The following is a 21,890-nucleotide window of genomic DNA, read 5'->3' as shown; positions in this document are numbered from 1 at the left end:
AAGAAGGGATGAATCTTTAAAACCCGCTTTTCGAAGCGGGTTTTTTCTTTTAATCACTTCAAATTAATGCGTATTCGTCTTTAAATCCGGCGGATTTACGCTTAGAATCCTAAAAATCCGCTTAGAAAACTCATCTCATCCTTCATTTCAGGTAGAGTATCCCCGTAAACCTTGATCTGTTTCGATTCACCGTCCGCTTCAATCTCATAAAGTCGATATTCTTGTTGTGTGGAAGGGGATTTTTCGAGTTTGAAAAACCGCGACGGCTTCTTGGAAAAACGATTGTACAACGTGAACTTATGATAATAAAAACCGTCTTTCGAAGCGTTGATCGGATACGGAATGAAATATTCGGCTCCTATCAACAAAGAATCCGGCTTAACTACGACCATTCTCGTCCAAGTGGAAAGATTGATCGGATAATTCTCATCCAAAAAGGACTTCTTGAACTTATTTTCCCAAATCGAAAGTATCTTTCTGCGAATCTCGTCCGCTTGTTTGTGTCTTTGAAGTCCGTTTAAAGAAATTTCCAATAATGATAAAAGAGGAATTGTCTCATTTTTACCACTTCTCGCCAGTTCAAGCTGGACTAACTTCTTCGAGGAATGAAAATCCCGATTATAAATCTCCTGCCATATCTTCTCCTGCGTTTCCTGAGCGAGAGGATCCGTACTTTCCGACAAAACGGAAAGAGGAAGAGTCATCCAAACAACGGCAAGAGCGGTTAACGTGGATAATACCGCGGATCGACCGGAATAACTCCGAATCGAACGGAGGATATCTTCGGTTCGATTCGAATTCGAATTAAACAAGGGATTGTCTTTCTGCGTCATGATACCAAGGCAGACCGTTTCGATCCCAATTTTCAAGGAAGGACCGGATTCCGTCTTTTTGCGCGTATTCTTTTTCTTCTTCACTCAAAGGCAATAAGGTTAAAAATCGAATCGGTTTTCCGTTTTCGGAAATCAACCCGGAAAGATCCGGCGCGGTTTCCGCGGAAAAACTGGACAAATCCCGGAATAATACGGAAGTGAAATCCAAATACAACGCCTCCGGATCCTTTCTCGTCATGGAAATCGTATGCCCATGACCGAACCATTTGGCCATATTCCAGGGGAATCGAATCAATTCTCCGATCAAATGTGGAACCCAAGACTCGGATCGTTCCAAACCTTCCGAGCCGATTTTTACCGCGAGAACCAATTCGATCCTCGCGAATTCCTCGTAATTTTTGTGGAAGAGTTCGACGCTCGGCATATTTTGTGCGCTCATTCCGATCGTACTGTAAATCAGAAGCTCCGGAAATTTTTCGGATCGAAAACGAACGATTCCGAGTTGAGGATACTTTCCTCCATCGGCCGACCAATATTTATCGTGTTTTCCCAACTTCGATTCCAAAAAATGAAGTCGTTTTTCTTGGATGTTCTTCCAAGCACCTGTTTGAGAACGGGTTTCCCAATAGTCTCGCGAAGCCTGGACACGATCCGGAATCGCTCCGAATTGGGAATTTCCCAAAGGATACGCCGTTAGCGCGTCGATCTTTGCATGGATGGAATAACCGTGAAATCCGTCCACGCCGGACCAAGGAGGAAGAAATGCGTAGAGAGTTTCCTTATAAAAAAGCGCCACCCCGTCCCCTTCTTCGGTCCAGATAAAATAAATGTCCTTTTCTTCGAAGACGGGATGCGGTTTAGGATCGGTGACTTCGGATTGAATGAGAATGGGAGCCAATCCGTCCGCAAGGTCCTCCCGATTTCTTTTTTCGGGTGCGGCGACACGATTGCAGATCCATACGGATTTGATTCCGAATTCGGGATTTTGTTCTCCTTGCAGATAAAGATAAACGGTTCTTCCGTCGTCTTCGAGATAAGCCGTAAACGTTCCGTACGGATTGGCTTCTTGGTATAACGTTTTAGGTTCGGTAAAAGAGCTCATTGAATGGGAATTTCCACGATTCTTTGTTTGAATTTTTCGAGAAGATCGTTGATCGCCTTCTCGGTTCGAAATTCCGAGAATAAATCCGGAAAATAAAACGAAGCGTTCAACAACCCCGTCAATTCGATTTCGTTCCAGCTTGGAAAGGAATCCAAAACCAAAAATACTTCTTCCGGAATCGGTTCGCCGTTCTTTTTATTACGAATAAAAGTTTCCACCGCTCGAGTCGGAGTCATCGGTTTCTTATACATACGTTCCTCGGTCTTTAGACAACGTACCAGCGGAATCGGATTGTTTCAACTCTCTAAAGACTGGATTTACGGCTGAATCCGGGAAAAAGGCGGGAATACAAAAGAAAAAACCGGGCGACGGATTCCGTCTTCCCGGCCCTAAAACGTTTAGAACTAACGATGAACGTATTGTTTTAACGCGCGGATAGGAATTCTCTCCCGGGAAACCCTGGTTTTATACTGCTCGAAAAGAATTAGGAATAGTATCGTGATCAGAAATAAGTTTTCCATACGTACAGTGGACTACGATTTAGAAAAAAATCGATCCTTTTTGGAAATTTTTTTCCAAACCCTTCGGATTTTATTTCTCAGTTTTTAAGGAAAAAAATTGTTAACTTAAAAAAAACTGTGCAACTTTTGAAAAATCATACGTATAATCCGGAAATTTAGCAAGGCGTCCCCACAACCTAAGGCCGGTTTTACTTTTTGGAATTTTAGTCTTTTAGAATATTCTTAACCGCGGCTTTTACGGTGTTCTTGAGTTTGGTCCGATTTCCCGCGGATAACTTAGCCATCATTTCGATCGTTTTCAGGAATTCTTCCGTTGCAAGATCGATCATTTCGGAAATACGTATATCATTTTTGCGGATCGATGGGGCGGTCGAGGCGCGTTTTTTCTTCGGCGCGGGATTTTTAGATTTGGCCTTTTTCTTTTGGACCATTTACTTTACCTCTTTGGAAATTGTGCGCAGGATTCTACGGAATCAGTGAACGAATCCAGCAGAAAGCGATTTTTATTCCAAAAATATTCCCATTACACGATAACAATCCATCTTACTTTCGGAAATTTCCAAAACGGAACCGTCCGGACCGAATTCCTGAAGTTTGAGTTGATCCGGAAATCCGGTTTTCGATACGGAATCGGAAACGACGAAAAAGGTGGAATACTTTCTGAGATCGAGACAATTTTCTACTTTTCTACCGTGTAGAAATAAAGTTCCACGCTCTTCCTCTTTGGAAGAATCCGGGATTAGAATCAAATCAGAACCGTTAAAGATTCGAATTTGACCGGTCTGTATATTCTCAGCCTTTATGTGCATCGATCATTCAACCCTGAGAGGTTCACTCTCTCGGTGCGCTCGAATCCGCTTCAAAAAAAAACGAAAAAGAACGAGCCGAAATTCAGATAGTCTCGCTGAAACGACGAATAGAAGTTTAGAACTTATTTTTCGTTTCCGAAACTCCGCAAATCTTCCTTTTGTTGGACGATCGTTTTCGCGGAATCTTCGGAAAATGTACTGACTTATGATCTTAAAAATTTCTTTCAGTTCAAGATAAAATTCCCTTTAAAAACCCCTTTTCATTCAGGATTTTTAATTTCGAACGATCGATTTCCAGCGTTCGATCCGTCTTTATGAGTTCTCCGTCCGAATCGAACACGTTCACCATTACGTATCGTTCCGAATCCATTTTTACCAGCGCGAGGGAATACGGCGCCTTCGTAAAGGAACCGGGGTTCATGTTTACCGTCGTGGAGGAGAATAAGATTCCGATTTCGTTTTCTTCCGCACCGATCCGATTGAGAAAAAGGGATTTTGTTTCGGGAATTCTAGGTTTCGTTTCCGAAGGAGAAGAGGAAAAGATCGCAACCGAGTTTATGCTGTCCACGCCGCCGTTTCCACCTAACAACGATTTTTCGGGGCGAGTGATCTGAATTCCCGGAACCGAGTGGGAATACAATCCGTAATGGGCCGCAAGATCGATCAAACCGGTCGCAGCCGACATAGACATCGCGGCTTGGTAATTCAAAATTCCGCCCATGTCGTTCACTCGAATCGTCTTTCCGTTTTTCAATCGTAGTTCTCCGTTTTTCAAATGTTCGGCCGCATCTTTTTTCGAAATGCCGAAATACTCCGAGGATTGGAGAATCACCATTCCGGTGAAACAATCGTAAATCCAAGCGTAATCGATTTCTTCCCGTTCGATTCCCGCGGAAGCGAAAGCGAGTTCTCCGGCTTTCCCGGCGGGAGTTTCGAAATCTCCTTTAAGAATAAAATATTCCGCATGTGCTGCGTGACCCGCTCCGATTAGAAACATCGGATCCGAATTTTTTTTCAACTTCCCTTTCGACTGCAAAGACTTCGCTTTTTTTTCGGACATCAAAAGCGTAGCAAAACCGTGATCGGTTACGATCGCGATCATAGGAGCGGAATACGGATCGGCGACGGTTCTCGAAAGTTGTTTATCGGTGATCTCTTGTCCGAAAACGTTCGCCCTAGGATTTGAGATCGCGTTGGATCTGAATTTTTTCGTGATAGTCTCCAGATCTTTTTGTGTGATACCCGTTTCGAACATCGTACGTTTCATCAACAAGCCGTACATTGCGATCAAAGTAGCGCCGTAATTCAATTCGTGTATCGGATGACAAACGGTTTCGTTCAAACGTTTCAGATCGGAAACTTGACGGAACGCCGACTTCGGAATATCGGCTGCAGCTATTAATACGACTGCCTCCGGATCGGAAAGGAGAATGGTCCGCGCCTGCCCTATCGCTCCGGTTACGCTCGCTCCGCCCAAATCGATAAGGTGGGAACGGAATCCGGTATAACCCAATTCGTTCGCGATACGAACGCTGTGTCCGTATCCGGATTTCCCCAAAGAAGCGGGTTCTATACTAACGAAGTCCGTGATCGTTTCACGGAGAGTTTCCTGACTCATCCCGATAAACTCAAGAAGATTAGAAATCGATTTTTTATAATGTTCTAATACTTTTTTTTCTCCGGACCATTCCTTGTATTCGTTCGGAAAATCGGAGGCGATCGAATCGCTCACTCCGAGTAAAACTGGATTGACTGTCATGATTATAATTTCCGTATTTTAAATTTATGTTTCGTTTCGAGCGGAAGATCCGGGCGGAAGAACCTTACATTCTCCCTTACCGATCGTATCGCCTTTTTGATTGGTCCAAAGGATTTTCATTTCGACCAGTTTCATTTTGGGAATTTTATTTTTCACTTCCACGGAACAAGTGATCGTATCTCCAGGATAAACCGGTTTCCTGAATTTCGTTATCGTCTCCAAAGCAACCGTTCCGAGTCCCGGAAGTTTCATACCCAATACCGGCGCCAGAAGAGAAGCCGCCAATCCCCCGTGCGCGATCCTCGTTCCGAAAACCGTATTTCTAGCATATTCTTCATCGACGTGAAGCGGATTAAAATCTCCGCTAATTCCTGCAAAAAGATAAATGTCCGTTTCCGTAATCGTTTTCGAAAAACTCGCCTTATCCCCGATTTCTATTTCTTCGTAGGTTTTCCCTTTTTGATACATTCTCCGATTTCTCCCGATCGTTTACGCCGAAACCGCCGCACCCAATATCCCTTCTTTTAGGAATTCGATACAATCCTCGATCTCCGTTTCGGGAACGGACAAATTTCCGAATGCGTTGAGGATTTTCAAAACTGCTCCTTTGTCCAATTCTTTGAGATAAACGATTCCGCGGAGATAACGCGCAACGATATAATATGCTAAAATTTTAATATCTCTTTCCTTATCTTTTTTCGCGTAGTTTCCGCTTTGCTCCGTAAGATCCCAGAGGCTCAACTTTAAAGTTACGGTTACTGTGAGAAGATCCGCAAAACCGAACTCCAACGATTGTTTTTTTCTACGTTCCGGATTGTCGCCGACCGAACGGATCAAATTTTCCAACGAATCGATCAATTCGGAGACCGTGTTTACTCCGGTTTTTTCGTCTGCGAGTTTTCTCGTTTCCTTAGGAACCGCGCTTTCTAAACTTTTAAGAAATTTATCATAACCGCCGTACGTCGAAGAGACGATGTTTCTTTGCACTTCGGAGGTTCCTCCTCCGATGGTTCCCAATTTTACGTCCCTATAAAATCGGCTCACGGGAACCTCCCGCATATAACCCATTCCTCCGAAAATTTGTACGGCGTCGGAAGCGATTTCCTCGGCGACTTCGGAAGCGAACAACTTAAGAAGGGAGCTCTCCATAGGAAGACTTACATTCGGTTCGTTATCTTTTTTTCGCGAAACGAAATAAAGAATACGTCTGGAAGCGCAAAGATACGCCCAAGTTCTCGCGATTTTTTCCTTTATAGCAAAGAAGGATAGGACCGGCTTGCCGAACTGCTGACGAGTCCACGCATATTGAATACAACTTTCCACCGCGCTTTCCATGCCTCCCATAAGAGCCGCAAGAAGTACGGTCCGTTCCCATTCCAACGTAGCTTTTCCGATTCTTAAAAAACCGGAATTCAAAGGACCTAAAAGATTTTCATCCGGAACGAACATATCGTGAAAGGAAAGTTCAGCGGTTGTGGAAGTATTGTGCCCGAGCTTCTTTAGTACTTTAGAAACTTGGAATCCTTTCCAATTCGCCTCGACGATAAACGCGGAAACCCCCATAGGTCCTCTTGACTTGGTGGTTCGAGCCATAATGATGAATACATGACCGATCGGGCCGTTCGTGATATACATTTTACTTCCGTTTAAAATAAAACCGCCTTCGGTTTTTTCGGCGAAGGTTCTCATTCCTGCCGCGTCGGATCCCGAATCCGGTTCGGTCAGACCTAAACCTGCGATCCATTCTCCGGAGGCGAGTTTGGGAAGATATTTCCGCTTTTGGACATCCGTTCCTTGAAACAGAATCGGAAGCGTTCCGATGATCATATGCGCGCCCCAAGAAAGCCCGAACCCTCCGTCCAGCGAACCCGCGTTAAACGCTTCCTGAGCGAGACAACATTGCAGACAACTTCCGCTTTGTCCTCCGTATTCCTCCGGAAGGGGAATCCCGAGAAGTCCCATAGAACCCATTTCCTTCCAAAGGTCGTCGTCCCAAGTACATTCTTCGTCTCTTTGTTCGACACTGGGAAAAACTTTCACTTTGGCGAAGTCCTTTACCGTATTGTAAAAATCCTCTTCTTCGCCTTTTAAATAAGGGTTTAAAAACGACATGTTATTTTATCAACTCCGCGATTTCTTTTTTATAACTTTCTAATATTTCGTTTCGTTTCATTTTCAATGTTCTGGTCATTTCCTTATCCGGATCGAACGGACGCGGAAGAACGTAAAACGCGTTTTGTGGAACGAGTTCAAAAGCCTTAAATCCGTTCTTTCTGGAAATTCTCGAAGAAAGTTCTTTTCTAAATATCTCGCGAACCCTCGTATCCTGATTCCAAAGTTTTACGTCTTCCGGAAGGCCCCGTATTTCCGTTTTCATTCTATCGAAATCTGGAACTATTAAAACGACAAGATGTTTGCTTTCATGACCGGTCACCATCACCTGATTGATGTAAGGTGAGTTCAACAAGTGATCTTCTATGGGAACAGGCTCGACATTTTCCCCGCCCGCGAGTACGATCGTGTCCTTTGCCCTACCGGCGAAACAAAGCTCCCCGCGGAAATTTATCCGCATGATATCGCCCGTATCGAAAAAACCGTCCCGATCGAAAACGATTTCATTGAGATCCGGTCTTTTGTAGTAGCCGGTAAGAATCTGTTTCGATTTCAGCCAAAGCGTTCCTTTTTCACCGCTTCCGTTCGGAATGGAATTTCCGTTTTCGTCTTTCAATCGATATTCGTAACCTTCCACTGGAATTCCGACCGTACCCGATGTCGGGCGATCCGGCTTTCGAATCGAAGTTAGCGCGGAGGTTTCCGTCATCCCGTAACCTTCGAGAACGATCAAACCGATGGCGGAAAGAAATTTATCCACCGAACTCGGCAAAGCGCTTCCTGCGGAAACGGAAATCCGAAGTCTTCCTCCCAACGCTTGGTGCACTTTCGAAAAAACCGCGACGGCTCCCAGTTTCAAAGGACTAATGGCGACTAACGTGCATAAAGAAAACAACCTGCGAAAAATACGAACAAAAGAGGACGGTTTTTCTATTCTAAAATCGTATCCGAAAAAAATCGATTTATGATGCGCCCAAACCTCGCCCACTTTCAAAAAAAAGGAAAATATCCCTCTCTTTAACGCTGATTCTTTGGAAACTTTCGTCATGATTCCGTTGTAGAGGGATTCCCAAATACGGGGAACGGAAGGAAACAAAGTCGGTCTGAAATCTCGAAGGTCGTCCCTAAGGGAAGTAATATTAGAAATTAAGAATGTAACTCCCAAGGCGACAGTACAATATTCGATCGCACGTTCGAACGCGTGCCAAGGGGGAAGAAGACTTACTCCGGAATCCTCGGAGGATAAACCCGCGAAGCCGACCACGTTATCGATTGCGGCGATCCAACCGGTTTGGTTGAGCATAACGCCTTTGGGTGCTCCCGTAGTTCCGGAAGTATAAATCAGGGTCGCCAATCGATCGGGAGAAGTTTGACGTAGACGATCCGGAATCGCGTTCGGATTTTCGATAAGATATTCCCTGCCTTTTTTCATCAAAGCGAGAGCGCCGTCCTCGCCCGAATTTAATTCACCGAGATCGTCCTCTAAAACGAAAATTTTTTCTATGGAAGGAATCCGTTCCGCAAGACGGATCAAACGTTCCTTATCCTGATTTCTCTGAACGACCGCGAATCTGCTTTCCGAATGATTTACGATATAAAGAATATCTTCGTCCACCACGTCGGTTCCCCTCGGAACACAAGCGGCTCCGGATGTGATGATGGACAGATCCGCGAAAAACCAATTCGTGCTTGAGTCGCATAAAAACAGAATCTTATCTTCCAGGACGACTCCTTCCGCAATCCAACCTGCCGTCATTTCGTCCACCTGCTTCTTTAAAACGGCAAACGTTCTGCCTTGAATTCCTGTCGGCGTCCGTTTACAAAAAGTTTCCTTGTCCGGAAATCGTTCCGAAGAAAGGGCGAGTAAGTCGTATAAGTGTTTAAACCCGGTTTCCAAAACACAACCTCTCACAGTCGTTTGTTCTCATTCGGCAAGAAGAATAGAAATAAAATCCGACCGATCAAGTTCTTTTTGAAAATCCGAACGAAAATGACTTTTGGGAACATGTGTTCACCATGATGTGAACATATGTTTATCGATCGAAGATCGGCTGTAGTCCGTGGAAATCGAAGGCGATTTATATCTTAGGATCGATTCGTAACGATTTAAGAAGCTCTAAAAAGCGCGGCTCGTCGTAGATTTCTATCCCCAATTCATTCGCTTTTTCTAATTTAGATCCGGCGCCCGGTCCCGCCAAAAGATGTGTCGTTTTGGAACTCACGGCACTGACCTTTCTTCCGCCGTAATACGCGATCAGATCCATTGCCTTGTCCCTCGGTTGGAAATTTTCAAAAGATCCGGTAACACACCAGGATTGACCGGCAAAGGGTTGACGATCCGCGACTCGCACAGGATCGGCTTTCAGTTTTAGTCCCGATTTTTTAAGACGTTCGATTAACTTTAGAATTCTTTTATCGGCGAAATTTTCGCGAAACGCTTCGACGGTGGAAGGACCGATACCCGGAATTTCCAAAAGCGCCTCCAATTTCGTTCCGTCCTTCGATATGGAAAGTATCTGGTCCATGGAATCGATTCCGTGTTCGATCAAAAGTTCAGTGACCTTATGGCCGATCTCCGGTAATCCGATGGAAGGAAGTACGAATCGAAAATCCTTTTGTTTGGATTGTTCGATTCCGCCTAAAATTATGGCGACGCTTTTTTCGCCGAAACCTTCCTCCTCCATTAGCTTTTCCTTATGATCCTTAAGATCGTATAAATCGGCTATGGATTTGACATACTCGCGATCGTATAAAAACTCCACCTGTTTTTCGCCAAGCCCTTCGATGTCCATCTGCTTTCTTTGACAAAAGAAGATGATTCCGTTTTTTACCCGATCCGGACAATCCGGATTGGGGCAAAACAGATCCACTAGATTCTCCTTTTTGATCGTTTTGGTTTTGCAGGAAGGACATCGATCCGGAATCTTAAAAATCTCCTTTCCCGGAGTAACAACTTCCTCCACCGCAGGAATTATTTCTCCGCGTTTTGCGACGCGAACGACCGCTCCGATTCCGATACCGAGTTCGTCGATATAATCCTGATTGTGAAGTGTTGCGAAGGTAACGGTCGTACCGGCCAAACTTATCGGTTCTATCTCGGCCCTCGGTGTGATCTTTCCGGTTCTGCCCACCGCATACGTGATATCTACGATCCTACTTTCCTTCATCACCGCGTCGAATTTATAAGCGCGCGCCCATCGCGGAGAATGCGAAGTATAACCGAGAGCGTCGCGTTTGGCAACGTCGTTCAACTTGATCACTAAACCGTCCGTAGGAAATCCGAGTTTATCCTTTTTCTTTTTGAAGTCCTTGATCGTTTTCGCGATTTTAGAACCGACAACGAAAACCGTATCCGGTGGAACGGGAAACGTGAGCTTCTCCAGCTTGGAAATAATTTCTTGATGAGTTTTAAATTTCTTTGATATATCCGGAAAAACGGCGTCGTAGGTGAAAATGCGCAGAGGCCGTTTCGCGGTCTCCGAGGAATTTTTCTGTTTGATCGAACCGGCCGAAAGATTTCGCGGATTAGCGTATTTCCCGGAGGAACTTTCGTTGTATTCGTCGAAATCCTTAAACGTCATAAAAACTTCACCGCGAAGATGAACCGTCAAATCCTCGGGCAGTCGCAGAGGAATATTTCGGATCGTCTTTACGTTATCCGTAACGTCGTCTCCGATTCCGCCGGAGCCTCGAGTGACTCCGTTTCGAAGTATTCCGTTTTCATAATATAGGACAATCGAGGCGCCGTCGATTTTCCATTCCACCGAATAAATCCCTTCTGGATCGGTCTTATTCACCCAATCCAACAGTTCCTCTTCGTTGTAGGTGTTGATCAGGGATAATACCGGAAGTTTATGCTGAAACTTTTCGAAGTCCTTATCCAGATCGGAACCGACCACGAGCGTTGGACTTGCAGGATCCTTAAACTGAGGAAATTTCTCCTCCAGATCCTGAAGCCTGCGAAAAAGTCGATCGAACTCTAAATCCGAAATTTTCGCCTTATTTTTTACGTAATATAAATATTGGTGAAGACGGATTTCTTCGGAGAGTTTATCGATCTCGGCCTTTGCATCCTTCTCCGCAAGATCCGTTTCGGAGTTTGTTTTCTTTTTCGCCATATATAAGAAAATTTTAATATACGGAAACTTTAAGGTAATCCATAGGATCGGTCCGATTGGATTCTCCGATCCAAACTTCGTAGTGCAAATGTGGACCCGTCACGTTTCCCGTAGCTCCGACCGTGGCGATCGGATATCCTTTGCGGATCATCTGTCCGTCGCGAACGAAAATTTTCGTACAATGTCCGAAAAGGGTATAATAGCCGTTCGGGTGTTGGATGACGACGTGGTTTCCGTAACCTCGGTTGGAATAAACCACACGGTGAACCCTTCCGTTACCGGTCGCATAAATCGGCGTTCCCGGTACGTTTGCAAGATCGATTCCGTCGTGATACTCCATATAACCGGTAGTAGGCGAACGTCTCGTTCCGTAATAGGAAGTCAGATTGTAGGAAAGAACCGGTTCTCCCATCGGGATTCCGTCCATGGTATCATATCGTAAATTTAGAAAATCGTAAACCGTATCCATCAAAGGACGATGTTTGTCCATATAAACGCGCGTCGTTCGATAACCGTAAATTTCGGAAAGATAACTTCGACCCAACATAAGATCCTTATCCGCCGATTCCTCCGTTTTTAACTCGGCGAGCGCGATCGATTCTATATCAGACTCGTCCGGAAGTTTTAGGATTTCCTCGCGTTCTCCGTCGATCAAGGAGTAGATCTCTTCCAAACTTTCGCTCAACGCAAGAAAGTCGTCCTGTACTCCTTCCAATTGTTCCGAATATTCTATGTATTCGTCGAAGTATTTACCGTAAACTTGTGCGAGCGCGTTGATCTGTTTTCTGGTATTGTTATATTTTACGATTCCGAACACTGCGATTCCTAAAATGGAAACGAGTAGTCCGAACAAAAAGACGATCGTGAAAATGGAAATTTGAAAATGAAAAGATTTATCGAATCCGTGAGGAATCAAAAGGACGGTGAGTCTTTGATGACCTTTTTCCTTAACTTGATCCAGCCGTTTGCGGATTTCTTTTTCCATGGGAATAGACTCCAAAGAAAGAGTCTATTCCGGGGAAAGATTGGTCAAGTGGAAACCAAGTCCATGGTCATTCCGTATTTGGGACGTAATGTGACTAAAGGTTCCATTTCGACTTTATGACCGGAAACCCTACGTAAATCGTATTTTCGGGCGATCATACTCAAAATCAAAATTCCTTCCGTCATCGCAAAAACGTTTCCGATACAGATTCTCGGACCGCCGCCGAACGGTATATACGCGTATTTCGGCCTTTCCTTAGAATTCTCCTCGGAAAAACGTTCCGGATGAAATTTTTCCGGCTCCTTCCAAAAACGCGGATCGCGGTGAATGCTGTAGATACAAATCGAAACGTTGGTTCCAGGAGGAACGTCGTAACCTCCGACCGTATCGTGATCGACTGCGTAACGTTCCACCGTCCAAGCCGGAGGAAACAAACGCATCGATTCCTCCAAAACCATTCTTGCGTAGGGAAGAGCTCCGATCGTTTCCAAAACGGGCAACTTATCACCTAACACGTTCCTTGCTTCGTTTTGTAATTTGGAATATTCTTCCGGATGATCCGCCAAAAGATGAAGCGCCCAAGTCAGAGCATTGGCCGTGGTTTCATGACCTGCGAGAAGCAACGTAATCGCCTCGTCCCGCACTTGTTCGAGACTCATGGTTTCTCCGCTTTCTTCGTCCTGAATTTGCAGAAGCATACTGATCAAATCGTTGGAAGGACTCTTCTTTCTTTGATCGATCAATTCGTAGATGACGCGATTCATCGAATCGACGGATTTTAAAAGCCGACGATTCCCCGGCAAAGGCCAATGAATCGGAGGAGGAAAAATCATCGTAAGACGTTTCGTCAATTCTTCCATGGCGATTTCCACGTTTTCCGCGATGATTTCGGAATATTCCTTTACGTCGGAACGAAACAACGTTTTTCCAACGATGGCGAACGTGAGGCGCATCATCTCCTCGGAAAGATCCGCGCGCAGAACACCGTTTTCGGTTCTGGAATCCCATTCGCGGAAAAGATTGGAAGTCTCCTCGGCCATTATATTAGTAAATTCTGATATTCTCTGTCTATGGAACGCCGGTTGAATGAGCCTTCTTTGTTTTTTCCAGAAATCTCCCTCGGACGTAAGTAAACCTTTTCCCAAAACGCGTTTGAGTTCGCGATAGAATACGCTTTTCTGATAGTTGGAACTATTTTCCTGAAGTACGTGACGAACGTCCTCCGGATTCTGAATCATAAAAATTTTCGTCTTCCGAATTCCGAAAAGTACAACGTCTCCGTATTTCCGCTTCATGTCCTGAAAAAAGCCGATCACGTCCCTTCGCATTTGAAAGAGATGCCTGAGAGCGAACAATCCGTACGAACCGGGCGGGGTTTTGTATGCGGGCTTTTTTTTACGCGGGGAAAGACTGGAAAGGAAAGAAAACATGGGATTCTCCAAGTTTGATTTTTCCGGAAAACTCCGGAATCCAGCCGAAACACTGAATCGAAACCGCGGATTTACCGATCGATCCCGGAAGTCCGCTTTTTTGTTTTGTATGTTTTGTCCGAAAGTGGGAGTTCCCACGCTCGAACCGAAAACGCCCGAAGGCGTTTTCTAAAAAAAAGAATTTTTTTTGCCGAGAAAAAATCTTCAGTCGAACCGCCGTTCAACGGTAGGATTAACGACGATCTAAAGAAGCCTCGATCAGGGTATCCACGTCAAAAGGAGGAGGTCCGGGTAACATATTTCGAGCCGTTTCCTCCTCTTGAGAAAATACGCTTTTCGCGGTCGTTTCCGCTTCGAAAGCGGTTCCGTAAATCTGCTCTTGAACCCAATTCTGCAATTCGTTTCTCGCGATCGCCCCTTCTTTCTCGAAGAAAGTCATCCATACGAGAGAGCAGGAAAAAAACGCGGAGAAAAAAACGGCAAGGCCCAGTTGAATGAACTTCCACCTACGACGTTTATAAACCGCGTCACAGATTTTAGCGCTCCATATTTTAGAATCGAGTCTATCCGATATTTCTTTGTCGAGTCCGTTCGATTTCATACCACTCTAACCGTTCTTCTTATTTATCTACGAATAATTTTTTGAGCATCTGTTTTCCTCGAAAGGCACGGGACTTAACCGTTCCTTCGGGGATACTCAATTTTTCCGCGATCTGTTGTTCCTTGTAACCTTCTCCGACAAGACTCAAAACCGATTTATACTTCCAAGGAAGCATCGCGAGAATGTCCTTCAGCTCGAAATCGGTAAAGCTGGCGGCGGCCGCCTCCTTTTCCTGAATCGCGTTGTCTTGAATGACTTTCTCCTTCAATTTACTAGCGAGAGCCGTTTGTCTGGAACGTTTTTGATTCATCCTCAGAGATTCGTTTCTTGCGATCGTATACAACCAGGTACTAACTGCGGAATCTCCGCGAAATTTATTGGCCGCTAAACTTTTGTAAGCGCGGAAATACGTTTCCTGCACTACGTCGTCTATCGAATCGTGAAACTCGTCGAAAAGGTTTTTCTTAATGGCCGAAAGTACGATATGTTTCGTAGAATCGATCAAGTCGGTAAATTCTTTCTGATCCATGGTTACCTCAGTGTAGGATTCCTTGTATAGGTAGTATGATTTTATCGGGAGAAAAAAGATTCACAGGGAATCCCGGCTCTGACGGCGTCAACGGTTCCTTGATCTTGGACTTTTGGTCCTGGGTGAGAATTTTTTCCAATTCGATACGATGAGAGATCTGATTGATGCGGATCTCTGCGGTATATTTTCCGATTTCGACGAGCAATCTCCGGATCTTGGAAAGATCCACATTAGGCTCCATCAAAAGACCTTCGAGTTGAATTTCAATCGGAGAAATTTTTTGAAGCCAGCGGAAATGTTCCTGTTTGTGTTTTTCGTTGATTTTGGAAATTTGATCGAGTTGTTTTTCCGAAAGCGCAAAACGTTCCCGAACCGTATCCACGTTTCCGAATACGAGTCCGAAACTTCGCAACTGACGGATCGGGGCCAATTGTCGAACCGGCGGAGGATTGTTGAAATCGGTTCCCGGCCGAAGCCCCATCGCTTCCTGAGAAAAAACGACCGCCGGAGTTAGAAAACATCCGGCGACGGTAATTCTGACAAATGAATTCAGGAGATTCATGAGTGTTTTGCTCAAATGATAAGACCTAGAGTCCAAGGCTTTGTTTTCCTATTTCCGAAATTTTTACGGAATCCGATCCTTTGAAAACAAAAAAAGGAATTTTAACTTTGAATTCCGCCGATACGATCGAAAAAAGGATCGATTGTAAAGCGGAACAAAGCCGGTGTTAAAACTGAATTTCATCAAAAAATCGAAGGTTTCGCCTTGGCTGATTTTCGGCTTGATTTTGTTTCTCGCGGCTCCGATCGCCATCGATTTCGGTTTCGAAGAATCCTATCTGAAAACCGATCGGTATCGAAATTATCGGTTTGCGAAACCGGCCACCGTCGCCGTCGTTCCCGGCGCCTCCGTATATAAAAACGAACCTTCTCCCGTTCTGAAGGATCGATTGGATTGCGCTTTGGAATTGTATCACCAAGGCAAGGTCCGCAAAATTCTCCTTTCCGGAGACAACGGCTCCATCTACTACAACGAAGTAAAACCGATGTTGACGTATATTTTGAAAAACGGGGTCAACGAAAGAGACATATTCGTGGATCACGCGGGTTTTAGAACGTTAGACACATTGGTCCGCGCCAAAGAGATTTTCCGAGTGCGGGATATGATTTTTGTAAGTCAGCGCGTGTATCAACCGAGGGCTGCGTTTCTCGCGAAAAAAATAGGACTTCAATTCCAAGCCTTCGAATCGGACCGGAGAATTTATACGAGCGGACCGTTCAGCCGATCCCGGGAATTTCTCGCGCGTACGCTCGCTTGGGTGGATATGAATCTTTTTAAGACCACTCCTAAGTATTTAGGAAACCCGTTTCCGATCGAAGGAAGCGGAATTAAAACCTGGAAAGGTTCCGTCCTTTAGTCGGCGGAAATTTCCATTTTCGTTCGGAGATTTCCGTTTCGAAATTTCGAAGATACGACCGACTTTTCGTCGGGTTCCGGAAAATAAAAAACGATTCGATAAACAAGTAACGACTCGAAATCACATTCAAAATTCATTTATTACAGTATTTTAAATGGATAAAAAGGATTTAAGACGGAATTTTTAAACCGAAGTCGGAGGAACGATCAAACGATAATGCGGGGACTCAGCGGGGAGAAAGACCGCCCACCCATTCGTACACGTCGCGAATCGTATCGGCCAATTCGAAACGGGGAGCCCAACCCAATTTCCGTAATTTGCCGTTATTCCCGCTAAGACGTTTCATTTCGGCGGGACGAAAGCGCGAAGGATCTATTTCCACGGGAATATTCTCTCCGGAAACGGAGATGATACGATTTAAGATTTCCCGGATCGCGATTTCCTTTCCGGAACAGATATTATAAACTTCTCCGGGAAATCCTTTTTCGGATAACACGCGATAGGCGTGAACCACGTCGCGTACGTCCAGAAAATCTCTCGTAGAAGAAAGATCCCCTACTAAAATTTTCCGCTCCTCCGCGGATTGTTTAAAAGTGCCGAGCACCTGTTCGCAGAAATTGGGGATCACAAAATTCAGACTTTGTCTCGGTCCGGTATGATTGAACGGTCTCGCGATTACAACTTCCAAATCCGGAATCCATTTATGATATTGCAGGCAATAAATTTCCGCGCAAGCCTTGGAGGAAGAATACGGATTTAGCGGAGAAACGGGAACGGATTCCAATACGGGAAGCATCGACTCGGAAACGTTACCGTAAACGTCGGAAGAGGAAACGTAAACAAAACGAACCCTCTTTTTCAAGGAACGCAGGGATTCCAAAATGTTCAACGTTCCGTGAACGTTGATTTCCAGAGTTTCCCCCGGATCTTCCACGGCTCTGGGAACGAACGGTTGTGCCGCAAGATGAAATACCGTATCCGGTGAAAAGTCAGCGATCAATTTTCTGGTTTGTTCCGGATCTCGGATGTCGCAAATAACGGATCGATACGAACGGGGAAGCTCAGGATCCGAATCGGGATTCGGTCCGGGATGGACTCCGATCCCTAAAAAATCCGTATAGGATTCCTTGAGCTCTTTGAGCAGATAAAAACCCACAAAGCCCGCCGCTCCTGTTATAAGGCATTTCATAGAATTCTTGCTTTTCCGTAAAATTACTGTTGTTTTAGAAAATGTATAAAAAACAATCGAATAAAATTCTCCCTCTCCTCGCGCATGGAAGATAAATTTCAGGAACTATTCGAAATCAGGGATTCTCGGATCAACGTCCGGGAGATCATGGAAGAAATAGAATCCAAGCTGAAAAAAAATCCTTCCACAAAAGAAGAAATCGATAAACTGACTCATTGGAAATTTTCCCCTCCCGGTCCGGAAGGATATCGGGATTTCGATCCTTCCGAAATCGCGCATCTTTTTGAAAAGGGAATCGCCGCTCCGAAATTCACCAATCCGAAACTTTGGTTCGTACGCGGTCCTCTAAAATGGCTTTTGATCCGGTTTGCGGAATTTTATTCTTTCCTGGATAAAAAACTTTCCGAGAACCGCACGCGCGCGTTTTACAGCGTTCTTCACGAGTTGATCCTCATCCGTTCCGAAAACCAGAATTTAAAAAGAAAGATGGAGGCGTTTTATTCCGAATTTTTGGAATGGAACCAAGCCATCGGCAGGGAAGTTCGCCCGGAATTTCTTTGGGCCAATGAGAATTTATACTCTGAAAACAATCCGGAAGAAAGCGAAACCTTTCTGCTGGAATCCGTAAATCCTTCGGAAAAAATCCTGGTCCTTTCGCCCGGTTGGGGAAAAATCCTCAAACAACTTTTGAAACAAGGATCGCGGTTCGATGCGGTCAGTTGGAATCGATCCTGCGCTGATTTTATCCGAACCTCTGTTACGACGGAAATCCGTCTGGAGGAACCCGGCTCAATTCCGAAAGATTGTTCAGAATATTCTAAAATTATAATATCTGAAAATCTTTCCGTCCATCCTCACTGGCTCATCGAAAAAGCTCTTCGATCGCTGAGCCGGAACGTTTCATCGGGAACGGAAATCCGATTCCGCTATTCCAACGAAAATTCGAATTATCCCTCGCCTTTTTTACCGCTCCGACTCACCAAAATCCAGGAACCTCTGATCCGCGATTATCTCAAACAACTCGGCTTTAGAAACATCATAGAAAAAAAATCGGAAGACGGTTTTACGATTCTTTCCTTTAGAAAATGAACGTCTATCAACACGTCACAGAATTCCGCGACGGAGACGGAATCGGAAACGACATCAAGGGAATCGCTTCCGTTTTGAAGAATTTAGGGATTCCCAATTCGATCGTATGTCTCAAAAATTTTTCCAAGGACAACGTTCGGGTTTTTACGCATCCAGTTCCGATCGAATTCTTCAAAAACGACGTTCACATCCTGAACTACGGCGGATGCGGTTATCCTTTGGAATGGTTTCGCGATCTACCGGGAAAAAAGATCATCAGATATCAAAGTTTTACCCCGGCAATCTACTTTAAGAATTTCGTAAGTTCGGAAATTTACAACACGCTTCAACTCGAAGAAAAACGTTCCCTCTTGGAGTTGTATTCGCTTAAAAACGAGGCGGACCTTTTTCTTCCTTCTTCCGAGTTCAACGACGAGTTTTTGGATTCGTTAGGTGTTAAAAATCGTATCGTTCTTCCGATCGTTCGAAAATACAAAATCCGCGCCGCAATTCCTAGGGACAAACGCGAATTTACGATCGGTTTTATCGGAAGGATTTCCCCCAACAAGAGGATGGAGGATCTTCTCGAACTGACCTCGCACGTTTCCCGATTCAGACAAAACGTCCAATTAATGATCTGCGGAAACATACCTTCCGTTTTTCAAGAATATTATTCTTTTCTAAAGAAGTCGATTCTTCAAAAAAGACTGACCGGAAAAGTCCAAATCAGACTCGACCCGAACGACTCTGAAATGGAGAATTTTTTGAACTCTATGGATCTTTACGTTTGTATGAGCGAACACGAAGGATTCAACATTCCCGTATTAGAGGCTTTCGGCGCGGGAATTCCCGTCCTTTCGTATTACGCGGGGGCGACTCCCGGAACGATGAAAAACGGGGGAATTTTATTTAAGGACAAATCCGCTCCGGCAATGACCGCGCTCGCCGCTTTGATCGATTCCCTTTTGGAAAAAAAATCCTTTCGGCAAAACGTGATCGAAACGGAACGAGAGGTGGTGGAAGGATATAATTTTTTTCCTTTCGAAACGGTATTCCGGGAGAAAATACTGGCATGAGATCGGCGCAACAATTTTCGGCGGGTTTTAATCCGGGAGACGCCATCAGCAACCAGATGCTGGAGCTCCGAAACTACTTAAAGGATTTGGAATATAAAGGAGACATTTATTCCGAAAACATCGGTGCTGCAAAACTTCCCTTCGTGAAAAAATACAAAACATACCTACGCTCCTCCAAAGACGTTCTGATATATCATCATTCCATTCACTCGGGAATTTTCGAATTCCTAAGAACGTTCCGATCGCCGAGAATTTTGATCTATCACAACGTAACCCCGCATCACTTTCTGGAATCCTACGATCTAAAGATGAGTTACCTACTGAAAAAAGGAAGGGAGGAACTTTCCTTGATGAAGGATCGCTTCGACATAGTGTTCGCCGTCTCGGAATTCAATCGGAAGGAATTGGAGGAACTCGGATTTCAAAACGTTAAAATTCTTCCGATCACATATCAATTGTCGTCCGCTTCTTTTAAACGGGAGGAAAAACCGAAATCGGAAATAAAAAAATTCCTGTTTGTGGGCCGAATCACTCCGAACAAAAGACAGGACGATTTGATACGACTCGCACACGCGTATAAATCATTATATTCGGATCGATTTCAATTTTACCTCGCGGGTTTCAGTTCCAAAGAACTTTATCTTTATCGAGAGGAGTTGGAACGGATGTTGGATTTTTACGACCTCAGAAACAACGTCCTGATCACCGACTTTCTTTCCGATCAGGAACTCAATCATCTCTATTCCGAAGCGGACGTTTTCGTTTCGATGAGCGAACACGAAGGTTTTTGTGTACCCTTAATCGAGGCGATGGTTCACAAAATCCCGATCCTTGCGTACAAAGGCGGGGCCGTTCCGGAAACCTTAAACGGCGCCGGCGTTTTGTTTTCACGAAAGAATTTTCCGGAACTTGCAGTTTTACTAAATCGTTTCTCGCAAGACGAAATCTTTCGAGCTAGGATTTTGGAAGGTCAGGAAAAACGTCTGGAGGAATTCAAACGGACTGAATCGAAAACGATTCTTGGGAGCGCGCTTGAAAGCCTCGCTTAAAAAGATCGCTGTAGTTTCTCCGATTTTTTCGGATAAGGTTTCCGGAGGTTCGGAAAAACTTATCTACCAATTCGTGGAACTCCTCTCCGAAGATTTCGAAGTGACCGTACTCACCACTCGAAGTCTGGATTACGTTACTTGGAAAAATTCCATCTCGGTAAGCGAAAACGATCTTTATCAGGAATGGAGCGGACGCTCCAAGCCGATTCGTTTTGAAGAAAGACGATCCTCTTCCGGCGGGAAATACAAACTGTTTCAGTTCACGGTCGAAAAACAGAGGAACATCGATCGTTTCAATCGTATGTCCGAAAAAATTCTCCGAGAACCTTCCCTTCAAAATCGCGAAAACGTGAATCTTTGGCTGGAGGAACAAGGACCGTACGTTCCCGAACTCGTACAATTCATCGAAGCGCACAAAAGCGAATACGAGATTTTCCTCTTCGTAAGTTACCTTTATTATCCGCTCGTTTTCGGAATCGGCTCCGTGATCGAAAAATCAATCGTCACCCCGACCTTTCACGACGAAGCTCCGGCCTATCTTCCGATTTATAAGGAAGTTCTAACGGACCAAAGCTCGTATTCGTTCAATACTCCGGAAGAATTATCCGTTTTCGAAAATATCCTGGGATATAAACCGAGTTCGTATTCGATCGTCGGAATGAATCTCGATCTGGAAAAAACGGATCGGGAATATGAAAACAGAAAAAAACGAAAGTCCGGCCACGATCCGATTTCGAAAGAAAATCCGTTCCTGCTTTATATCGGCCGCGTGGACCAAGGAAAAGGATTTTTGGAAATGGCCGAATGGTTCCTCGAATGGAAAAAAAAATCTGGATCCTCCTTTAAACTCAAAATCGTCGGCAAAACGGCGTCCAAAATTCCCGCAAAAATATTAGAAAACGATGATATAGAATTTCTGGGTTTCGTGGAGGAAACGACCAAACTGGATCTACTTTACGAATGCTCCTGTTTGGTCAATTCGTCCCCGATGGAAAGTTTTTCCATCGTTTTGATGGAAGCCTGGCTTATGGAAAAGCCGGTTTTGGTAAACGGAAAATCGGACGTTCTCAAAGGTCATTGCCTCCGCAGTAACGGAGGATTGTTTTATTCGGATCGGAAAAGTTTTTTCGCGACTCTGGGTTATATCCTGGATCACCCGGAAGACGCGGTCGCGATGGGAAAGAACGGTAAAGAATACGTACGGCTGAACTTCAACCCCAGGACCGTTCGCGAAAAACTGCTCCGATTGATCGAAAAAACGATTCAAAAAAAATACGTCGGATCGTGATTG

Annotated in this window: 21 protein-coding genes; 5 read left to right on the top strand and 16 right to left on the bottom strand. The window is 44.7% G+C overall.

The features are described 5' to 3' along the window. Positions 1–101: 101 nt before the first annotated feature. From EHQ17_RS19065 to EHQ17_RS18995, 15 genes are all read right to left on the bottom strand, one after another. Positions 102–704, bottom strand: coding sequence for a hypothetical protein (locus EHQ17_RS19065; protein WP_246057628.1), 603 nt, complete (start codon positions 702–704; stop codon positions 102–104). A 100-nt stretch (positions 705–804) separates the two neighbouring features. Further along, positions 805–1,935, bottom strand: coding sequence for a suppressor of fused domain protein (locus EHQ17_RS19060; RefSeq protein WP_135593427.1), 1,131 nt, complete (start codon positions 1,933–1,935; stop codon positions 805–807). After that, entirely contained in the window at positions 1,932–2,186 is a 255-nt protein-coding gene (locus EHQ17_RS19055; RefSeq protein ID WP_135593429.1) for a hypothetical protein, read from the bottom strand. Before EHQ17_RS19055 ends, EHQ17_RS19060 begins: the two co-directional genes overlap by 4 nt. Positions 2,187–2,659: 473 nt before the next feature. After that, positions 2,660–2,887 carry a hypothetical protein gene (locus EHQ17_RS19050; RefSeq protein ID WP_135593431.1) on the bottom strand — a complete coding sequence of 76 codons (228 nt, stop codon included), beginning with the start codon at positions 2,885–2,887 and terminating at the stop codon, positions 2,660–2,662. A gap of 72 nt (positions 2,888–2,959) precedes the next feature. Next, positions 2,960–3,265: a hypothetical protein gene (locus tag EHQ17_RS19045; RefSeq protein ID WP_135593432.1), complete on the bottom strand. Its 306-nt coding sequence runs from the start codon at positions 3,263–3,265 to the stop codon at positions 2,960–2,962. 229 nt (positions 3,266–3,494) lie between these two features. Further along, positions 3,495–5,024, bottom strand: a complete 1,530-nt coding sequence (locus EHQ17_RS19040; protein WP_135593434.1) for a thiolase family protein — start codon at positions 5,022–5,024, stop codon at positions 3,495–3,497. Between the two features lie 24 nt (positions 5,025–5,048). Further along, entirely contained in the window at positions 5,049–5,492 is a 444-nt protein-coding gene (locus EHQ17_RS19035; protein WP_135593436.1) for a MaoC family dehydratase, read from the bottom strand. A 21-nt stretch (positions 5,493–5,513) separates the two neighbouring features. Beyond that, the gene (locus tag EHQ17_RS19030; protein WP_135593438.1) at positions 5,514–7,136 is read right to left on the bottom strand and encodes an acyl-CoA dehydrogenase family protein; all 1,623 of its coding nucleotides are present in this window, start codon (positions 7,134–7,136) and stop codon (positions 5,514–5,516) included. A gap of 1 nt (position 7,137) precedes the next feature. Further along, complete coding sequence (locus tag EHQ17_RS19025; protein WP_135593440.1) at positions 7,138–9,033, bottom strand: AMP-dependent synthetase/ligase; 1,896 nt, start codon at positions 9,031–9,033, stop codon at positions 7,138–7,140. A 181-nt stretch (positions 9,034–9,214) separates the two neighbouring features. After that, complete coding sequence (ligA, locus tag EHQ17_RS19020) at positions 9,215–11,254, bottom strand: NAD-dependent DNA ligase LigA (protein WP_135593442.1); 2,040 nt, start codon at positions 11,252–11,254, stop codon at positions 9,215–9,217. Positions 11,255–11,267: 13 nt separating this feature from the next. Next, entirely contained in the window at positions 11,268–12,239 is a 972-nt protein-coding gene (locus tag EHQ17_RS19015; protein ID WP_135593444.1) for a M23 family metallopeptidase, read from the bottom strand. A 44-nt stretch (positions 12,240–12,283) separates the two neighbouring features. Beyond that, the gene (locus tag EHQ17_RS19010) at positions 12,284–13,669 is read right to left on the bottom strand and encodes a cytochrome P450 (RefSeq protein ID WP_135593446.1); all 1,386 of its coding nucleotides are present in this window, start codon (positions 13,667–13,669) and stop codon (positions 12,284–12,286) included. A 232-nt stretch (positions 13,670–13,901) separates the two neighbouring features. Continuing rightward, positions 13,902–14,270: a hypothetical protein gene (locus tag EHQ17_RS19005; RefSeq protein ID WP_135593448.1), complete on the bottom strand. Its 369-nt coding sequence runs from the start codon at positions 14,268–14,270 to the stop codon at positions 13,902–13,904. A 19-nt stretch (positions 14,271–14,289) separates the two neighbouring features. Beyond that, on the bottom strand, positions 14,290–14,799 hold the full coding sequence (locus tag EHQ17_RS19000; protein ID WP_135593450.1) for an RNA polymerase sigma factor: 510 nt from the start codon (positions 14,797–14,799) through the stop codon (positions 14,290–14,292). A 7-nt stretch (positions 14,800–14,806) separates the two neighbouring features. Further along, the gene (locus EHQ17_RS18995; protein WP_135593923.1) at positions 14,807–15,361 is read right to left on the bottom strand and encodes a Spy/CpxP family protein refolding chaperone; all 555 of its coding nucleotides are present in this window, start codon (positions 15,359–15,361) and stop codon (positions 14,807–14,809) included. 163 nt (positions 15,362–15,524) lie between these two features. Between EHQ17_RS18995 and EHQ17_RS18990 the strand changes: the two genes are divergently transcribed. Further along, complete coding sequence (locus EHQ17_RS18990) at positions 15,525–16,217, top strand: SanA/YdcF family protein (protein ID WP_135593452.1); 693 nt, start codon at positions 15,525–15,527, stop codon at positions 16,215–16,217. A 226-nt stretch (positions 16,218–16,443) separates the two neighbouring features. Here the strand turns inward: EHQ17_RS18990 and EHQ17_RS18985 are convergent, their stop codons facing one another. Further along, a complete protein-coding gene (locus EHQ17_RS18985) occupies positions 16,444–17,406 on the bottom strand; it encodes a GDP-mannose 4,6-dehydratase (protein WP_135593453.1) in 963 nt (320 codons plus the stop codon). Positions 17,407–17,490: 84 nt separating this feature from the next. On the opposite strand from EHQ17_RS18985, the gene EHQ17_RS18980 reads away from it, so the two are divergent. Genes EHQ17_RS18980 through EHQ17_RS18965 form a run of 4 tightly spaced genes read left to right on the top strand, consistent with a single transcriptional unit; the run spans position 17,491 to position 21,887 of the window. Next, a complete protein-coding gene (locus EHQ17_RS18980) occupies positions 17,491–18,495 on the top strand; it encodes an LIC_10202 family protein (RefSeq protein WP_135593455.1) in 1,005 nt (334 codons plus the stop codon). After that, on the top strand, positions 18,492–19,550 hold the full coding sequence (locus tag EHQ17_RS18975) for a glycosyltransferase (protein WP_135593457.1): 1,059 nt from the start codon (positions 18,492–18,494) through the stop codon (positions 19,548–19,550). Before EHQ17_RS18980 ends, EHQ17_RS18975 begins: the two co-directional genes overlap by 4 nt. Next, positions 19,547–20,599 carry a glycosyltransferase family 4 protein gene (locus tag EHQ17_RS18970; protein ID WP_135593459.1) on the top strand — a complete coding sequence of 351 codons (1,053 nt, stop codon included), beginning with the start codon at positions 19,547–19,549 and terminating at the stop codon, positions 20,597–20,599. Before EHQ17_RS18975 ends, EHQ17_RS18970 begins: the two co-directional genes overlap by 4 nt. After that, entirely contained in the window at positions 20,583–21,887 is a 1,305-nt protein-coding gene (locus EHQ17_RS18965; RefSeq protein WP_135593461.1) for a glycosyltransferase family 4 protein, read from the top strand. Before EHQ17_RS18970 ends, EHQ17_RS18965 begins: the two co-directional genes overlap by 17 nt. Positions 21,888–21,890 lie beyond the last annotated feature (3 nt).

Source organism: Leptospira gomenensis, from assembly GCF_004770155.1.
Classification (GTDB): Bacteria; Spirochaetota; Leptospiria; order Leptospirales; family Leptospiraceae; genus Leptospira; species Leptospira gomenensis.
This window is presented reverse-complemented; position numbering and strand designations above follow the sequence as displayed.